A 16632-nucleotide genomic window follows, 5' to 3' on the forward strand; every position below is an offset into this window, starting at 1 on the left:
GAGCGGGTAAGCGTTCGGCAACAATCGGTCCCCGAGGCGTGGCCGAAGGACCGGACCGCACGCGAAATCGGGTGGCACCCCGCCCCCGTCCCTGCTTGGATGCGGGCCGTGACTCCTGCCGATCATGCTCCCGACCGCATCCTGCTCGACGAGATCGAGACCTACTACGACGCCGTGCCGCGCAGTGCCGCCCGCACCGAGGACTTCGGGCCGCTGACACTGTTCATCCGCGAGGGGGCCGGCTGGCCGTACTACGCCCGCCCGGCCCTCGGCCACAGCGGTCCGGCCGCCACCGCCGAGGACGTCCGCCGGGTGCTGGATCGGCAGCGGGAGCTGGGCGTGCCGGAGGCCTTCGAGTGGGTGGCCGAGCAGAACCCGGAGCTGCGCGCGGCGGTCGAGGCGGCGGGCCTGACGGTGCACGAGCACCCGCTGCTGGTGCTGGGCCCACAGGACGAAGCGGCCCCGGCGCCCGAGCTGCCGGAGCGGGTGGAGGTCCGGGTGCTGGCGCCGGACGCGCCGGAACTGGCGGCCGCCGTCGCCGCCCCGCACCTGGCCTTCGCCGAGCCGGGCACCGCCGTCGGCCCGGCCGGCACGGCCGAACTCGCCGAGAGCGCGGCGACGTTGACGGTCGACGGCGTGGTGGAGCAGATCGCCTGTCGGATCACCGCCGGCGCCACCGTGCTCGCCGCGGCCCTTGAGGACGGCACGGCGCTGTGCGCGGGCCAGCACAACCCGGTGGGCCCGGTCACCGAGGTGGCCGGGGTGGGCACGCTCCCGTCCGCGCGCCGTCGCGGGCTGGGCCTGGCGGTCACCGCGGCCCTGGTCGCGCACGCCCGGGCGAACGGGGTGCGGACGGTGTTCCTGTCCGCCGCCGACGAGGACGTCGCCCGGATCTACCGCCGGGCCGGTTTCCGCACCTTCGCGACGGCCCTGATCGCGGAGCCGCCCGCCCAGCAGGAGAGCGCCGCCCGGCAGGAGACAGCCGCCCAGTAGAACCCCTCCGCCCAGCAGGAGCCCGACCCGTAACGGCCCGTAACGGCCCGGCGAGCCCCGACGGGGCGGCGACGGTCAGTCGTCGCCCTCGTCCTCCTCGTCCGCCCCGGTGACGCCCTCCCCCTCCGCCTCGTCCACCACCCAGGCCGCCAGCCGCTCGGCGACGCCCGACACCCCGAGCCGCCCCTCGCGGATGGCCCGGGAGAGGCTGCGCACCTCGCGGGCGGTGGTGGCGACGGTGCAGCCGCTGGCGACGAGGTAGGCGTAGGCGACGGCGGTCGCGAAGAGTTCGTTGGTCTTCTCCAGCGCGGGCACCCGGATCAGCTGGTGCATCAGCGCGGCGGCGCGGTCCTGTGGTTCGGGGTAGACCGCGATGTCGAATATCTCGGCCTGGTGGCGGGTGACCGCCGCGAGCAGCGAACCGTAGTCGGTGACCTGCGGGTCACCGGGCGTGTATTGCTCGGCGGTCATGAGCAGCCACGAGAGGTCGACCTCCAGCTTCAACGGTGCACGTCCTGGAGGTCGCCCGGCTCCGCGAACTCGGCGAGGAAGGCCGTCTCGTACTCCTTCATGAACTGCGCGGCCGCGTCCACGAAGGCCCGTCCGGACTCGCCCATGTCCTGTTGGACCAGGCGCTCGATGTACTGGTTCATGCTGATCCCCTGCTGCTCCGCCCGTTCCCGGGCCATCTCGGCGGTCGTGGCGTCGACCCGCACGTTCAGCTGCTTCTTACCCATGCCGTTCAAGCTAGCGTTCAAGTGCTAGCACAACAAGGGCGTGCGCACACCGCCCGCACACCTGCCGCACGCCGCCGCGCAACCTTGCCGTCACCAGGACGCCGAACGGGCCGGGCCCGCGGCTGCTGCCACGGGCCCGGCCCACCCCGGAAGGGGTCGGATCCGACGGATCGGACGGATCAGAACTGGGTGCTGACGGTGACCCCGCTGAAGTCGGTCTTCGCGTAGAGGCTCACGTAGCGGTAGCCGGCCGTCGGGTTGGTGACGGTGATGCTCTGGGTGGTGCCCGCGTTGGTGGACGAGGCGGTGTAGGCGCTCGGCGAGGCCCAGGTGCTGTCGTCGTAGTACAGGTAGGCGGTGCCGGTGCCCCCGGTGGTGGTGATCTTCAGGGTGCTGGTGCCGGCCGGGAGGTAGACGTACAGGTAGTCCAGGTTCCCGGCGGTGGCCGACAGGTTGGCCCGCGAGCAGTTCTGGCCGAGGGCGTCGGTGCGCGGGTCGGTGCAGGTCGGCGGGGTGGTGCCGCCACCGCTGCCGCTGCCCGAGGTGACGGTGACCGAGGCCGGGGTACTGGCGGTCCTTCCGGTGTTGTCGGTGACGGTCAGCGCGACGGTGTAGGTGCCCGCGGCCGCGTAGGTGTGGGTCGGGTTCTGCTGGTCGGACGAACTGCCGTCGCCGAAGGTCCAGTGCCAGGCGGTGATCTGGCCGGGGCCGGTCTGCACGGACTTGTCGGTCAGGGTGACGGTCGGGCCGTTCACGGTCTGGCCGAACAGCGCGGTCGGACCGGCCGCGTAGCAGGCGCCGCCGGCGCAGGCGTCGAGCCAGGCGTCGAAGTCGGCGTCGTAGCCGGTCCCGATGCCGTTGTAGACCGCGTAGCCGCCCTGGTAGTCACCGGTGCGGAAGTGCGCGAGCATGGCGTCGATGTCGGCCGGGTGCTTCTCGAACATGTACCGGACGGCCAGGTAGCCCCACGGGTAGGTGCGCACCGTGTCCGAGTTGCCGTACGTGTTCTGGAACAGGGTGCTCAGCTTGTACGTGTGCTTGGCGGCCTCGGCCATCGCCTGGGTGTCGGTGGTGCCGCGGTAGGCGTAGGACTCGTACTCGGCGACGCCCTCGATCCACCAGATGTCCGGGACGGAGATCTCGGTGGAGAAGTTGCCCTTGAGGTCGTAGATGTTGTCCAGGTAGTGCGTGTACTCGTGGTTGAGGTTCCACACGTTGCCGGTGAAGCCGTCGTTCCAGGACTTCTGGTACATCACGCACACGGCCCGGTTGTTCGGGTCGGTCGGGTCCATGACGGTCTGTCCACCGTTGTCGGTGGAGTTGTTGAAGATCGCCCAGGAGTACGTCAGGTAGTCCGCCTGGTTGGCGAAGACCGCGAGGGTCAGCTCCTTGTCGTACTGGCCGGGGATCGGGCCGTTGTCCTTCACCAGCTTGTGGAAGAAGGTGTCCTCGCCGCGCAGGCTGGCGCAGACGGCGGCCAGGTCGGCGGGCGACAGGGCCTCGGTCTGGATGGTGCGGTTGTCGCAGACCAACTGGTTCGGCAGCACCGCGGCGGTCAGCTTCGCCGGCAGGTCGCAGATGCCGTAGTACGAGCACTGGCCGGGGTCGAAGCTGTTGGCCTGGAACGCGGTGTGGACGTACAGCGGGCCGGTGGCACCGGTGATCTGCACGCCGTCGAGGATGGCCTTGACCTTGTCCTTGAGCGCCGCCTCGACCGCCGGGCTGTCGCCGACCATCCGGCCGAGGTCGTTGCCCGCGTTGACGTCCAGGTAGGCGTTGGGCGTACCGAGCAGGTCCTTGTGGTTCAGCGCGAAGTCGCCCAGGGCGGCTCCGATGCTCGGGTCGGCGGCGACCGCGTTGACGAAGTCGGGGTTCCAGTTGCCCCGCCACAGCGGCGCGGACAGCACCGCGTTGACCGCCTTGAGCATCTTCGGATAAGCGTTGTACGAGCTGTTGTAGCCGTTCAGCACCTGCTTGTAGACGTCCAGGTAGCTGCCCTGGAGGTTGGCGCTGTCGGTGAGCACCAGCACCTCGTTGAGCACGACGCCGTTGTTGTCGTTGACGTCGGTGCGGTGCGGGCTCGCGAAGAACGCGTCGAGGGCGGCCTTGGAGGCGCTGCTCAGGGCCGCGTCGTACGGGCCGACCGCGCCCGAGTTGTACGACTGCACGTACCAGCCGGCCCGCTGGAAGAGCACGAGCTGCAGGATGGCGGTCGAGTTGTCGCCGGTGTAGCTGCCCGCCATGGTCTGGAAGGCGCTGGCGACGGTCAGCATCTTCGATTCCTTGAAGATGTTGCCCGCGTCGGTGCCGGTGACGTTGAACAGCGTGTTGACGCAGTCCGTGGTCGAGCCCTCGATGAAGGAGACCAGGTCGGCCCCGCTGCGGCTGCCGAAGTCGGCCGGGGTGCAGCTCTGCGCGGCGGCGGCCGCACCGGCGGCACCACGGGCGGCGAGGGCCGGCTTGGCCGGGGAGGTCTTCGGCGCAGCCGGGCGCGGCGCAGTCTGCACGGCGGTACCGGCCGGCTGGCCCATCACGACCTGGCCGAGGAGCGCCGGGGGCAGCGGTTCGGCGACGGGGGCGAGGTCCTCGGTCGCGCGGGCCTGGGCGGCCGGGTCGACGGTGAGGAAGGCGCCGAGCGGCTTCGGCAGGACGGAGCCCGGGTCGGCCGCCGGGGTACCGGCCCCGGGCCGGGCGGCCGCACCGGAGACGGCCGGGGCGGCGGACGCCGTGGCGGGCAGCAGCGTGGCGGCGGCGCAACAGCCGGCGACGAGACCGGCCAGCAGGGTGGGGAGTGCTATCCGTGGGCGCACTGGTGGGGTCCTTCTCCTGTGGGGGGAGGCTGGGAGGACTGCCGAGACGTTGGGGGAACGCGTCATGATCCTGCCAGCGGCGGAAGGCCGGGACAATGTCACAGGTCATATGACATTGCCCTCTCCGGCCATAACACGGACGGGCGGGCACCTCGCCGGGTACCGCCCCCGGCTTACGGCCGGGCCGGCCGGTACGTCCGCGCGGCCCACGCCTGGAAGCTCGGCGCGGCCGCGATCAGGTCCCGGTACGCCGCAGCCGCGGCCCCGAACAGCGTTTCCACCACGTCCGCGCCCACCCCGGCCGACCGCCAGACCAGTAGCTGCCGCACCCAGATCGGAGTTCCCGCGAGCGGTTTGACCACCACCTCGGCGAGCGGCCGGGTGGTGGCCTGGACGACGGAGATGCCGAGCCCGGCGGCGATCATCTCCTGGAGCTCCAGCCGGCCGCCGAGGAACTCGTGGACGGTCACCGGGGTGAACCCCGCCGCGGCGCAGGCCCCGTGGAACACGCCGTGCCAGCCGGCCCCGTCATCGGGGGTCAGCAGCCACTCCTCCTCCGCGAGGTCCGCCAGGGCCACCTCGGTGCGGTGCCGCAGCCGGTGACCGGCCGGCAGCGCGACGAAAACGGGCTCGGTGACGATGCCACGGTGCGCGACGGACGGCGCGTGGCGCAGCTCCCGGCCCGGGTAGTCCACGGCCACCGCGGCGTCCGCCTCGCCCTGTTCCAGCAGCTCGACGATGTCCGAGGAGCGGTAGACCGACGTCACGGTGAAGCGCTGCTCGGGCCGCTGGTGCCGCGCCCTGGTGACCAGCCCGGGCAGGATCGGCGAGTTGGTCGCCGCCAGCCGCAGCTCGCGCGGCGCGGCCCCGGCGGGCGCCTCCGGGCGGCGCCCCAGGCAGTCGGCGCGGATGAGCAGTTCCCGGGCGGCGGCCACCACCTCCACCCCGAAGCCGGTCGGCGCGACACCGACGGTGGTGCGCTCGAACAGCGGGGCGCCCAGATGGCGCTCGATCCGGCGCAGCTGGGTGCTGGTCGCCGGCTGCGAGGCGCCGAGCAGGACGGCGGCCCGGCCGACGCTCCCGGTGTCGGCGATGGCGCACAGCACGCGCAGGTGCCGCAGCTCCAGCTCCATGACGCTCCCCCCTCACGCACCGGCCGTCCCCGGTCGACGGCGCGGGGCGGCTGTCGCCGGGGAGCGGTGCAACAGCACACATGACATGTCAGCGGCTTACCTTCACCCCCGTGAATTGCCTCGTCAAGCCCCCTCCCCGGGCCCGGGGGCAGTCCTCGCACCACCTTTTACCAGCGCATTGCCACCCCCTGACCTTCCGCCCGGATCCGGGCCCCGTCCCCGGCCGCCGCGCCGCCCCAGGAGGAGCGGGACTTGAAGAGTGCCCCACCGTCCGGGACGCTGAAATTCCCCCGCGTTCCCCCGAGCGGGCGCCTACCGGTGCGGAGGCCGACCGATGACAGCCATGTTCGATCAGGAGCTGCGCGAGCAGCTCGCAAAGGCCCGCCGGGACCTCGCGACGGCCCGGGCCGAAGGGGACGCCGACGGCGTCCAGGCGTACGAGGGCCGGGTCGCCTCGCTCCTGCGGCTCGCCGCCCAGCACGGAATCGACCTCCCGCACAGTGTCGACGAGGAGGAACACAACGAGTAGCCGGTCCCGGACGCGGCGGAGGCGGCCACCCGGAACGGGTGACCGCCTCCTTCCATGACTCCCCGATGCCCGGGATCACTCCCCGGCCGGCTCCAGGATCGCCACGCACTCGAAGTGGTGCGTCATCGGGAACAGGTCGAAGGCCCGCAGCGAGACCGGCCGGTAGCCGCCCTCGCGGAAGAACTTCAGGTCCCGGGCGAGCGCCGCCGGGTCGCAGGCCACGTACGCGATCCGGCGCGCCTCCAGGCCGACCAGGTGGGCGACGGTCTCGCGGCCGGCGCCCGAGCGCGGCGGGTCCAGCACGATCAGGTCGGTGGCGGTGATGCCGGTGCGCGGCAGCAGCGTCTCGACCCGGTCGCACTCGATCCGCACGTTGTCCAGCGCGGCCAGGTTGTGCCGGGCGTCGACCACGGCCTGCTTGGCGGACTCGATGCCGAGCACCGCGCCGTCCTCGCCGACCCGGTCGGCCAGCGCGCCCGCGAACAGGCCGACACCGCAGTACAGATCGAGTGCGTTCTCGCCCCACTGCGGGTCCAGGCCGTCCAGCACGGCGTCGACCAGGGTGTCCGGCGCCTCGGGGTGGATCTGCCAGAAGCCGCCGTTGCTGATCCGCCAGGTCCGCCCGGCGGCCCGCTCGCGCACGAAGGTGCGCCCGTGCACCCGGTGCACGTCGCCCTGCTCGTCCACCCGGGCGATCGACACCGGCTTGTCCAGCTCGACCAGCGGCAGCTGGGCGCCCGACCGCGGGGTGAGCACCACCTGGCGGTCCGAGGAGCCGGTCGCGGCGATCGCCTCGACGCTCGCCACACCCGGCCAGTCGCGGGCCTCGATGCCCAGCTCGGTGACGCCCTCGGCGGCGATCAGGCAGCGGTCCACCGGCTGCACCTCGTGCGAGCGGTGCTTGCGCAGGCCCACCTTCCCGGTCTCGGCATCCACCGCGTACTGCACCCGGGTGCGCCAGGCCGGCACCTGCCCGGCCGGCAGCTTGCCGCCGACCGGCTCGACGCTGCCGTCCCAGCCCGCCTCCGCCGGGGTGAGCCCGGCCAGCTTGGCCAGCTGCTCGGTCAGCACCGCCGCCTTGAGCTTGCGCTGCCCGCCCGGGGTGACGTGCTGCCAGTCGCAGCCGCCGCACTTGCCCGGACCGGAGAACGGGCAGGGCGCCTCGATCCGGTCCTTGGCCGGCTCCAGCACCTCCACCGCGTCGGCCCGCAGGAACCGCGAGGTGGTGGTCCCGTCGGTCACCAGCGCGACGACCCTCTCACCGGGCAGCGCGTGCCGCACGAACAGCACCCGCCCCTCGTGCCGGGCCACGCAGTGTCCGCCGCCGTGCGCGACCGGGCCGACCTCGACCTCGTAGCGCTGCCCGGCCAGCGGTTCCCCGGACGGCGCCTCGGGCCGCGACGGCCGCGCGGCGGCCGTGCGCAGCGCCTTGGGCGGCCGCACCGCCTGCTTGCGCGGCGCCTTCCGGCCGGCGCCGCCGGCGCCCTTCGGCGCGTCCTGACCGGCGCCCTTGCCCGCGCCCTTCGCCGCACCCTTCGGCGCGCCCTTGCCCGCGCCCTTCCCGGCGTCCGGCCCGGTGGGCTCCCGGTCCCCCCGCTCGCCCGGGACGATCGGCGCAGTGCGTGCGGTGAGGCCGTCGCGGTCGGTGGCCTCCGGACGGGCCGGCCGGCCCCAGCGCGGCCGGGAGACCTGCCCGGGCTGGGAGCCGCCCCTGCGGGCGCCCTTGCCGGAGGAGCCCGAGGAGCGGGGCGGAGTGTTGCGGGTCACTGGGAGGAGTCCTTGCTGCGGTCGGAGATGTCACCGGCGTTCGCACCGGTGGAGACGGAATCCTTCGACTCTACGGCCTTCGGCGCCCGCGGCTCGCCACGCCGGACGGCACCCGGCGCCGACCAGGCCTTCTGCGGCTTGCGCCGCTCCGAGGACTCCAGCTGCCACGGCACCGAGGTGACCATCACCCCGGGCTTGAACAGCAGCCGCCCCTTGAGCCGCAGCGCGCTCTGGTTGTGCAGCAGGTGCTCGTACCAGTGGCCGACCACGTACTCCGGGATGTAGACCGAGACCACGTCCCGCGGGCTGCTGCGCCGCAGGTTCTTCACGTAGTCCAGGACCGGCCCGGTGATCTCGCGGTACGGCGAGTCCAGCACCTTGAGCGGCACCTCGATGCCGCGCTCGTCCCACTCCCGCCGCAGCGCCACCGTGTCGGCCGGGTCGACGTTGACCGTGACGGCCTCCAGCGTGTGGGCCCGGGCCAGCCTCGCGTACGCCAGGGCGCGCAGGGCCGGCTTGTGCAGCTTGGAGACCAGCACGATGGCGTGCACCCGGGTGGGCATCACCACGTCGTCCGGCTCCTCGGCGGCGGTGAGCTCGTCGGAGACCCGGTCGTAGTGGCGCCGGATGCCCTTCATCATCACGAACAGCACGGCCATCGCGGCGATCGCGATCCAGGCGTGGCTGATCTTGGTGACCAGGACGACGATCAGCACGGCCATGGTCATCACCAGGCCGAAGGTGTTGATCGCCCGGCTGCGCTGCATGTGGCGGCGCTTGGCCGGGTCGGTCTCGGTGCGCAGCAGCCGGGTCCAGTGCCGGATCATGCCGGACTGGCTCATGTTGAAGGCGACGAAGACGCCGACGATGTAGAGCTGGATCAGCCGGTTCGGGTCGGCGTCGAAGGCGAGGATCAGCAGGATCGCGGCGATCGCCAGCAGGATGATGCCGTTGGAGAAGGCCAGCCGGTCGCCACGGGTGTGCAGCTGGCGCGGCAGGTAGCGGTCCTGGGCGAGGATCGAGCCGAGCACCGGGAAGCCGTTGAAGGCGGTGTTGGCGGCGAGCACCAGGATCAGACCGGTGACGGCCGCGACGAAGTAGAAGCCGGGCGTGAAGTTGTTGAACACGGCCTCGCTGATCTGCGCCAGCGCGGTCTTCTGGTGGTAGTCCGGCGAGGCGCCGACGAGCTGCTCGGTCGGATTCTCGGCCATCTGGACACCGGTCAGCCGGGCCAGCCAGATGATGCCCATGAACATCACGACGGCGATGCTCGCCATCATCAGCAGCGTGGTGGCGGCGTTCTTGCTCTTCGGCTTGCGGAAGGCCGGCACGCCGTTGGAGATCGCCTCCACACCGGTGAGCGCGGCACAGCCGGAGGAGAAGGACTTCAGCAGCAGGAACACCATCGCGAAGCCGGCCAGCGAGTCGTTGCCGGGAGTGGCGGCGAGGTGGAACCCGGAGCTCTCGGCGGGCATGTCCTGGCCGAGCGCGAAGTGCCGGAAGACCCCGTAACCGACCATCCCGATCACGCCGACCATGAAGGCGTAGGTGGGGACGGCGAAGGCGCTTCCGGATTCGCGCACACCGCGCAGGTTCATGCCCATCAGCAGCACGACCACGATCACCGACACGATCGGTTCGTGGCCGCGCAGCGCGGGCACGGCGGAGACGACGTTGGCGACGCCCGAGGTGGTCGACACGGCCACGGTGAGCACGTAGTCGACCATCAGCGCGCTGGCGACCACCAGACCGGCGGCCGGCCCGTGGTTGACGGTCGCGACCTCGTAGTCACCGCCACCGCTGGGGTAGGCGTGCACGTTCTGCCGGTACGAGGCGACCACGGCGAGCATCACGATCGCCACGACGACGCCGATCTGCCAGGAGAAGTGGATCGCCGAGGCACCCGCGACGGAGAGCGTGAGCAGGATTTCCTCGGGGGCGTACGCGACCGAGGAGAGCGCGTCCGAGGCGAACACGGGCAGCGCGATCCGCTTGGGGAGAAGCGTCTCGCCCAGCTTGTCGCTGCGTAGGGCGCGCCCGATCAGGATGCGTTTCGGAAGGTCAGTCGGCATAGGCACGTTAAGGAATCGTAGGGGCTTCCCGGTCGAGGCTGCGCCGTTTGTCCCCCCCTTCGTCGCGACTGCGTTCGGTGGACCAGTTAGCGTGTCGGATACGAGTCGGCGGGCAACACTCTGGTTGTCGGGCGTTGCCGGGTCGGCGCCCCCACGATGAACCTCGTCCCGGACGACCGGGCGGGAAACGGAGATGAACGGTGTTTGCGCAGGTCAAGACCCTTTCGGGACGGGTGAGGTAGCGCCGGTGCACATCGTCATCATGGGCTGCGGCCGCGTGGGCTCCGCCCTCGCCAGAGCACTGGAGAAACAGGGCCACTCGGTGGCCGTGGTGGACCAGGACCCGACCGCGTTCCGCCGGCTGGGCGCCGGGTTCAACGGGCGCCGGGTGACCGGCGTCGGCTTCGACCAGGACACCCTGCGCGAGGCGGGCATCGAGGAGGCCGGCGCCTTCGCCGCGGTCTCCAGCGGTGACAACTCCAACATCATCGCCGCCCGGGTGGCCCGGGAGAACTTCGGCGTCGAGAACGTCGCCGCCCGGATCTACGACCCCCGCCGCGCCGAGGTGTACCAGCGCCTGGGCATCCCCACCGTGGCGACGGTCCGCTGGACCGCCGACCAGATGCTGCGCCGGCTGCTGCCGAGCGGCGCCGAGCCACTGTGGCAGGACCCGAGCGGTGCCGTGCAGCTCGCCGAGGTCGCGTACGACCCGCGCTGGATCGGCCACCGGATCAACAAGCTGGAGGAGGCCTCCGGCGCCCGGGTGGCGTTCGTCACCCGGCTCGGCGAGGGCATGCTCCCCTCGCCGCAGATGGTGGTGCAGGAGGGCGACCTGGTGCACGTGATGCTGCGCCGGACCGACCTGGCGGCCGTCGAGGCCGCGTTCGCGCAGGGGCCGAAGGAGGAGGGTCACTGATGCGCGTCGCCATTGCCGGGGCCGGTGCCGTGGGCCGCTCGATCGCGGGCGAGCTGCTGGAGAACGGCCACGAGGTCCTGCTGATAGACAAGAACCCCAACTCCATCTCGGTGGAGCGGGTCCCGATGGCGGAGTGGCTGCTGGCCGACGCCTGTGAGATCACCTCGCTGGACGAGGCCGCGCTCCAGCGCTGCCACGTGGTGATCGCGGCGACCGGCGACGACAAGGTCAATCTGGTCGTCTCGCTGCTCGCCAAGACCGAGTACGCGGTGCCGCGGGTGGTCGCCCGGGTGAACAACCCCAAGAACGAGTGGCTCTTCAACGAGTCCTGGGGCGTGGACGTGGCCGTCTCCACCCCCCGTCTGATGTCCGCGCTGGTCGAGGAGGCGGTCAGCGTCGGCGACCTGGTCCGCCTGATGCGCTTCAGCCAGGGCAACGCCAACCTGGTCGAGCTGACCCTGGCCTCCGACACCGAGCTGGTCGGCACCCGGGTCGGCGACGTCGCCTGGCCGCAGGACACCGCGCTGGTGACCATCATCCGCGAGGGCCGGGTGCTGGTACCGGGCAAGGACGACACCCTGGAGGGCGGCGACGAGCTGCTCTTCGTCGCCGCGCAGGAGCGCGAGGAGGAGCTGGAGCAGCTGCTCTCGGCCACCTCGGGCGCCCAGTAGCCACGGGCTGCACAGCGGAAGGGCCCGCACCCCTCGCCGGGGTGCGGGCCCTTCCGTGCAGGTCCGCCGTGGGAGCCGGCTACTTCGCCGGCTCCTCCTCGTCCAGCTGCGCCTTGATCGGCGGCGGCGCCTTCAACAGGATCTGCCAGGTCACGTACATCGCCAGCAGCATCGGCGGGATGCCGAGGGCGACCTTCAGCCAGCCCAGCAGGTTGACGTTGTGGGTGAAGTACAGCGGGAAGAGGATCACCGGCTTGGCGCCCATGATCACCACCCAGGCCCAGGTCGCCCTGGTGTAGGCGGCCAGGCGGCCCGGGTTCTCCTTGCGCCAGGTGAACATCTCGCCGGTGATCGGGCCGAGCATCACCCCGATCATCGGCCAGCGCACCAGGGCGGAGACCGCCAGGCCGATGCAGTAGCCGACGCTCCAGAGCAGGCCGGGCAGGTAGAAGTCCTCGGCCTTGCCGCTCTTCATCGAGATCCAGGCGCCGAGGGCGACGCCGAACACCCCGCTGAAGGCATGCTGGATGGTCTCGCGCTTCGCCAGCCGGGCCACGACGAACAGGGCGCTCAGGCCCAGTGCGGCCCAGGCCGAGGTGCTGACCTGGTGGGTCAGGTTGTAGGTGACGATGAAGACCAGGCCGGGCAGCGTCATGTCGATCATGCCGCGCACGCCGCCGAAGGCCTGGAGCACCGTCTCGGCGGCCTCCTTGGAGGCGGCCTTGCGGGCGGCCTCCGCGTCCGCCGGGTCGACGGGCAGGTCGAGCTGGGCGGCGGCCTCGCCGCCGGGCTGGTTGCTCACGCTCATTCGCTCCCGTGTCCGACCGGACGCAGCTCATAGCGGGGGTTGAACAGCACGCGGCGCCCGCGTGCGTGGCTGATCCGGCCGCTGGCGACCAGCCGGCGGCCGGGCTCTATCCCGGCGATCGAGCGGCGCCCGAGCCAGACCACATCCAGCGCCTCGGTGCCGTCGAAGAGTTCGGCCTCCAGTGCGGGCACCCCCGCCCGGGGGCGCAGCGTCACCGTGCGCAACGTGCCCGCGACGGTGACCAGCTCGCGGTCCCCGCAGCCGGCGATCGGTGTGCATCCGGACTCCGCGGCGCTCTCCTGGCGCAGCTCCTCGGCGTCCAGCTCCTCGGCCGAGGAGGTCAGCCGGCTGAGCATGCGGCGGAACCGCCCCTGCGGCTGGCCGCTGCTGTTGTCACCACTCATGCCGGAAGGGTACCGGGTTCCGGCCCCCCGGCGGCAGGTCGTCCAGCCGCCAGGGGCGGCCGAGGTCAGCTCTCGAACCGGTACCCCATGCCCGGTTCGGTGATGAAGTGGCGCGGGTGCGAGGGGTCGCGCTCCAGCTTGCGGCGCAGCTGGGCGAGGTAGACCCGCAGGTAGTTGGTCTCGGTGCGGTAGGCCGGGCCCCACACCTCCTGAAGCAGCTGGGTCTGGCTGACCAGCCGCCCGGCGTTGCGGACCAGCACCTCCAGCAGGTGCCACTCGGTCGGGGTGAGGCGTACGTCGACGCCGTCCCGGTTGACCTTCTTGGCCGCGAGATCGACGGTGAAGGACTCGGTGACGACCAGCGAGTCGGCCTCCCCGGCCACCGGCTCGGCCCGCCGCACGGCGGCCCGCATACGGGCGAGCAGCTCGTCCATGCCGAACGGCTTGGTGACGTAGTCGTCGGCGCCGGCGTCCAGCGCCTCGACCTTCTCGTCCGAGGCATGCCGGGCCGACAGCACGATGATCGGCACCCGGGTCCAGCCGCGCAGGCCGCGGATCACCTCGACCCCGTCCATGTCGGGCAGGCCCAGGTCGAGGACGACCACGTCCGGATGGCGGGCCGCGGCCAGCTCCAGGGCGCTCGCGCCGTCATGGGCCGCGTCCACCTCGTACTTACGGGCCTTGAGGTTGATCACCAGCGCGCGGACGATCTGCGGTTCGTCGTCCACGACGAGGACCCGGGTCATTTGCGGGCTCCGCCTTTCAGGGCTGTCTGACTTACGGACTGTGGGATGACTCGATGGCTTTCGTTGCGGCGTGCGGCGCCGGGACCGGACGACGGGCCCGGCCGGTGCGCCGCCGGTTCTCAGGTGATCAGCTCCGCGAGCGGATCACCGCCGTCGCCGCCCGGCTCCCCCGTGTCGGGCGGCCGTTCGACCACGGGCAGGCTGACGACCATGGTCAGGCCCCCGCCCGGGGTGTCCTCGGCGGTGACGGTACCGTCCATCGCCTCGACGAACCCGCGCGCCACCGCCAGGCCGAGGCCCACCCCGGCGCCGCGCGGCGCGTCCCCGTAGCGCTGGAACGGCGCGAAGATCTTTTCCTTGGCCTCCTCGGGCACGCCCGGACCGCGGTCCACGATCCGCAGCTCGACCCGGGCCGGAACCCCCGGCTGCCGCAGCTCGTCGGCCTTGACCAGCACCTTGACGCCGTCCGGGCTGTACTTGACGGCGTTCTCCACCAGGTTGGCGAGCGAACGCTCCAACAGCCCGCCGTCGGCCCGGACCATCGGCAGCGTCTCCGGCACCTCCAGCCGGACGGACTCCGGCGGCACCCCGCCGAGCGCGTACGGCACCACCTCGTCCAGGTCGGTCTCCTGGATCAAGGGGGTGACCGTCCCGGTCTGAAGCCGGCTCATGTCGAGCAGGTTGTTGATCAGGTGGTCCAGCCGGTCGGCCCCGGCCTCGATGCCGGCCAGCAGCTCGGCCTCGTCCTCCGGGTCCCAGTCGACGTCGGCGGAACGCAGCGAGCTCACCGAGGCCTTGATGCCCGCCAGCGGGGTGCGCAGGTCGTGCGAGACGGCGGCCAGCAGAGCCGTCCGGATCCGGTTGCCCTCCGCCTCCCGGCGGGCCTCGGCGGCCTCCCGGGCCAGCCGGCGGCGCTCCAGCACCACGGCGGCCTGCGCCGCGAACGCCCCGAGCAGGCGCCGGTCCGCCCCGGGCAGCACCCGGCCGCGCAGCACCAGCGCCAGGCTGTCACCGACCGGGACGTCCACGTCGGCCTCCTCCGGCCGCTCCGGCGGGCGCGGGCCGGCGGCGGCCACCGGAACCCAGGCCGCGAGCGGATCGGGCCGCTCCAGCAGTGCGGCGCTCTCCTGCCCGAAGGTCTCCCGGACCTGCTCCATCAGCGCGGTCAGCACGCCGTCCCCGTTGGGCGCGCCGCGCAGCACCGTGCCGGCCAACGCGCTGAGCGTCTGTGCCTCGGTCTGACTGCGGGCCGCCTGCTGGGTGCGCCGGGCCGCGAGGTCCACCACCGACGCCACCGATATGCCGACGATGGTGAAGATCGCCACCGCCATGATGTTCTGCGGCTCGTTGATGGTGAACGTGTGCAGCGGCGGGGTGAAGTAGTAGTTCAGCACCGAGGAGCCGACCAGCGCCGAGCCGATCGCCGGCAGCAGCCCGCCGACCAGCGCCGCGCACACCGTCAGCGACAGGAACAGCAGCATGTCGGTGGAGAGCCCCAGGCCGCCGATCGCGGTCAGCACGATCGCCATCAGCGGCGGGCCGACCAGCCCGATCAGCCAGCCGGCGACCGTCCGGGTACGGCCCAGGTCGGTGATCCGGCGGACCGGTATCTTGCCGCGCCGCCCGTGCCCGGCGTGCTCGTGGGTGACCATGTGGACGTCGATGTCCCCGGCCTCCCGGGTCACCGTGGTGCCGACGCCCGGCCCGTACAGGTACTGCCAGGCGGGCCGCCGGCTGGTGCCCAGCACGATCTGGGTGGCGTTCACGCCCCGGGCGAAGTCCAGCAGCCCGCTGGCCGGGTCGTCGCCCAGCACGGCGTGGAAGGAGCCGCCGAGGCTCTCCACCAGCGCGCGCTGCTCGATCAGCGTCTGCGGCGAGCCGGAGCCCACCAGCCCGTCCGAGCGGGAGATGTGCACGGCGAGCAGTTCGCCGCCGGAGACCCGGGCCGCGATCCGGGCCGCCCGGCGGATCAGCGTCGCCCCCTCGGGCCCGCCGGTCAGGCCCACCACGATCCGCTCCCGGGCCTGCCAGGTGCCCTCGATGCCCTGCTCGGCCCGGTACTTCTGGAGGTACTCGTCCACCCGGTCCGCGGTCCACAACAGCGCCAGCTCGCGCAGTGCGGTCAGGTTGCCCGGGCGGAAGTAGTTGGCGAGGGCGGCGTCGATCTTCTCCGGCGCGTACACGTTGCCGTGCGCCAGCCGTCGCCGCAGCGCCTGCGGGGACATGTCCACCAGCTCGATCTGGTCCGCCCGGCGAACCACCTCGTCCGGGACGGTCTCGCGCTGGCGCACCCCGGTGATGCCCTCGACGGCGTCGCCGAGCGACTCCAGGTGCTGCACGTTGACGGAGGAGATCACGTCGATCCCGGCCGCCAACAGCTCCTCGACGTCCTGCCAGCGCTTGTCGTTGCGACAGCCGGGAACGTTGGTGTGGGCCAGCTCGTCCACCAGGGCCACCTGCGGGCGGCGGGCCAGGACGGCGTCCAGGTCCATCTCGGAGAACCGGGCGCCCCGGTGCACCACCTGCTGCCGCAGCACGACCTCCAGCCCGGCGACCATGTCCGAAGTCCGCCGGCGCCCGTGGTCCTCCACGAACCCGACCACGACGTCCGTGCCACGCTCCTGGCGCCGGTGCGCCTCGGCGAGCATGGCGTACGTCTTGCCGACCCCGGGGGCCGCCCCGAGGTAGATGCGCAGCCTGCCTCGTCCCATGAGCACCATTCTTGATCCGGCCCTGCCCGGGAGACACCCCGGACACCTGTTCCCCTTGCCTTCGAGACTACGGCGTGCGACGAGATTTTCCGCTGATCAGTGCGCTGATCAGGCGGTTTTAGCGGCATATTGACGGTGGAGCAGCCACTCGGCGGGGGTCGTCGGCCGTTCGGAAGGGGTCTGGGCCATCTGGCGGCCCGGAAATGCGAAGAACCCCCGATCCGAATGGATCAGGGGTTCTTCTGAAGAATTGTTCGGCGGCGTCCTACTCTCCCACAGGGTCCCCCCTGCAGTACCATCGGCGCTGTAAGGCTTAGCTTCCGGGTTCGGAATGT

At 72.0% G+C, this 16632-nt stretch carries 14 protein-coding genes and 1 rRNA gene; 4 read left to right on the forward strand and 11 right to left on the reverse strand.

Annotation, left to right across the window (positions count from 1 at the left end):
* The first annotated feature begins 99 nt into the window (after nt 1-99).
* Nucleotides 100-993, forward strand: coding sequence for a GNAT family N-acetyltransferase (locus tag AB0O11_RS30235; RefSeq protein ID WP_363393333.1), 894 nt, complete (start codon nt 100-102; stop codon nt 991-993).
* A 75-nt stretch (nt 994-1068) separates the two neighbouring features.
* Here the strand turns inward: AB0O11_RS30235 and AB0O11_RS30240 are convergent, their stop codons facing one another.
* The 4 genes from AB0O11_RS30240 to AB0O11_RS30255 all read right to left on the reverse strand — a co-directional run bounded on the left by AB0O11_RS30240 (nt 1069) and on the right by AB0O11_RS30255 (nt 5673).
* Complete coding sequence (locus AB0O11_RS30240; protein WP_363393335.1) at nt 1069-1497, reverse strand: fic family toxin-antitoxin system, toxin component; 429 nt, start codon at nt 1495-1497, stop codon at nt 1069-1071.
* Nucleotides 1494-1730, reverse strand: coding sequence for a toxin-antitoxin system HicB family antitoxin (locus AB0O11_RS30245; protein ID WP_363393338.1), 237 nt, complete (start codon nt 1728-1730; stop codon nt 1494-1496). The genes AB0O11_RS30240 and AB0O11_RS30245 overlap by 4 nt, the downstream gene beginning before the upstream one ends.
* Before the next feature lie 179 nt (nt 1731-1909).
* Entirely contained in the window at nt 1910-4540 is a 2631-nt protein-coding gene (locus tag AB0O11_RS30250) for a collagenase (RefSeq protein ID WP_363393341.1), read from the reverse strand.
* Between the two features lie 173 nt (nt 4541-4713).
* A complete protein-coding gene (locus AB0O11_RS30255; RefSeq protein WP_363393344.1) occupies nt 4714-5673 on the reverse strand; it encodes a LysR family transcriptional regulator in 960 nt (319 codons plus the stop codon).
* Between the two features lie 334 nt (nt 5674-6007).
* Here AB0O11_RS30255 and AB0O11_RS30260 point away from each other — a divergent pair, with 334 nt between their 5' ends.
* The gene (locus tag AB0O11_RS30260; protein ID WP_224284950.1) at nt 6008-6202 is read left to right on the forward strand and encodes a hypothetical protein; all 195 of its coding nucleotides are present in this window, start codon (nt 6008-6010) and stop codon (nt 6200-6202) included.
* A gap of 75 nt (nt 6203-6277) precedes the next feature.
* Here the strand turns inward: AB0O11_RS30260 and AB0O11_RS30265 are convergent, their stop codons facing one another.
* Nucleotides 6278-7627, reverse strand: a complete 1350-nt coding sequence (locus AB0O11_RS30265; RefSeq protein WP_363393372.1) for a class I SAM-dependent RNA methyltransferase — start codon at nt 7625-7627, stop codon at nt 6278-6280.
* 338 nt (nt 7628-7965) lie between these two features.
* Nucleotides 7966-10047, reverse strand: a complete 2082-nt coding sequence (locus tag AB0O11_RS30270) for an APC family permease (RefSeq protein WP_363393347.1) — start codon at nt 10045-10047, stop codon at nt 7966-7968.
* A 241-nt stretch (nt 10048-10288) separates the two neighbouring features.
* Here AB0O11_RS30270 and AB0O11_RS30275 point away from each other — a divergent pair, with 241 nt between their 5' ends.
* Both AB0O11_RS30275 and AB0O11_RS30280 read left to right on the forward strand, forming a co-directional pair.
* A complete protein-coding gene (locus tag AB0O11_RS30275) occupies nt 10289-10957 on the forward strand; it encodes a TrkA family potassium uptake protein (protein ID WP_363393350.1) in 669 nt (222 codons plus the stop codon).
* On the forward strand, nt 10957-11628 hold the full coding sequence (locus AB0O11_RS30280) for a TrkA family potassium uptake protein (protein WP_359829049.1): 672 nt from the start codon (nt 10957-10959) through the stop codon (nt 11626-11628). Before AB0O11_RS30275 ends, AB0O11_RS30280 begins: the two co-directional genes overlap by 1 nt.
* Nucleotides 11629-11707: 79 nt before the next feature.
* On the opposite strand, the gene AB0O11_RS30285 is transcribed toward AB0O11_RS30280, so the two are convergent.
* The 5 genes from AB0O11_RS30285 to rrf all read right to left on the reverse strand — a co-directional run.
* Nucleotides 11708-12430 carry a DUF3159 domain-containing protein gene (locus AB0O11_RS30285; protein WP_363393353.1) on the reverse strand — a complete coding sequence of 241 codons (723 nt, stop codon included), beginning with the start codon at nt 12428-12430 and terminating at the stop codon, nt 11708-11710.
* A gap of 2 nt (nt 12431-12432) precedes the next feature.
* Nucleotides 12433-12840: an OB-fold nucleic acid binding domain-containing protein gene (locus tag AB0O11_RS30290; RefSeq protein WP_363393356.1), complete on the reverse strand. Its 408-nt coding sequence runs from the start codon at nt 12838-12840 to the stop codon at nt 12433-12435.
* 65 nt (nt 12841-12905) lie between these two features.
* Nucleotides 12906-13586, reverse strand: a complete 681-nt coding sequence (locus AB0O11_RS30295) for a response regulator (RefSeq protein WP_316521557.1) — start codon at nt 13584-13586, stop codon at nt 12906-12908.
* A gap of 119 nt (nt 13587-13705) precedes the next feature.
* Nucleotides 13706-16297, reverse strand: a complete 2592-nt coding sequence (locus AB0O11_RS30300; protein WP_363393359.1) for a sensor histidine kinase KdpD — start codon at nt 16295-16297, stop codon at nt 13706-13708.
* A gap of 252 nt (nt 16298-16549) precedes the next feature.
* Nucleotides 16550-16632: ribosomal RNA gene (gene rrf, locus AB0O11_RS30305) — 5S ribosomal RNA — on the reverse strand; the annotation flags it as partial.

This window comes from Kitasatospora sp. NPDC093102 (assembly GCF_040683915.1).
GTDB lineage: Bacteria > Actinomycetota > Actinomycetes > Streptomycetales > Streptomycetaceae > Kitasatospora.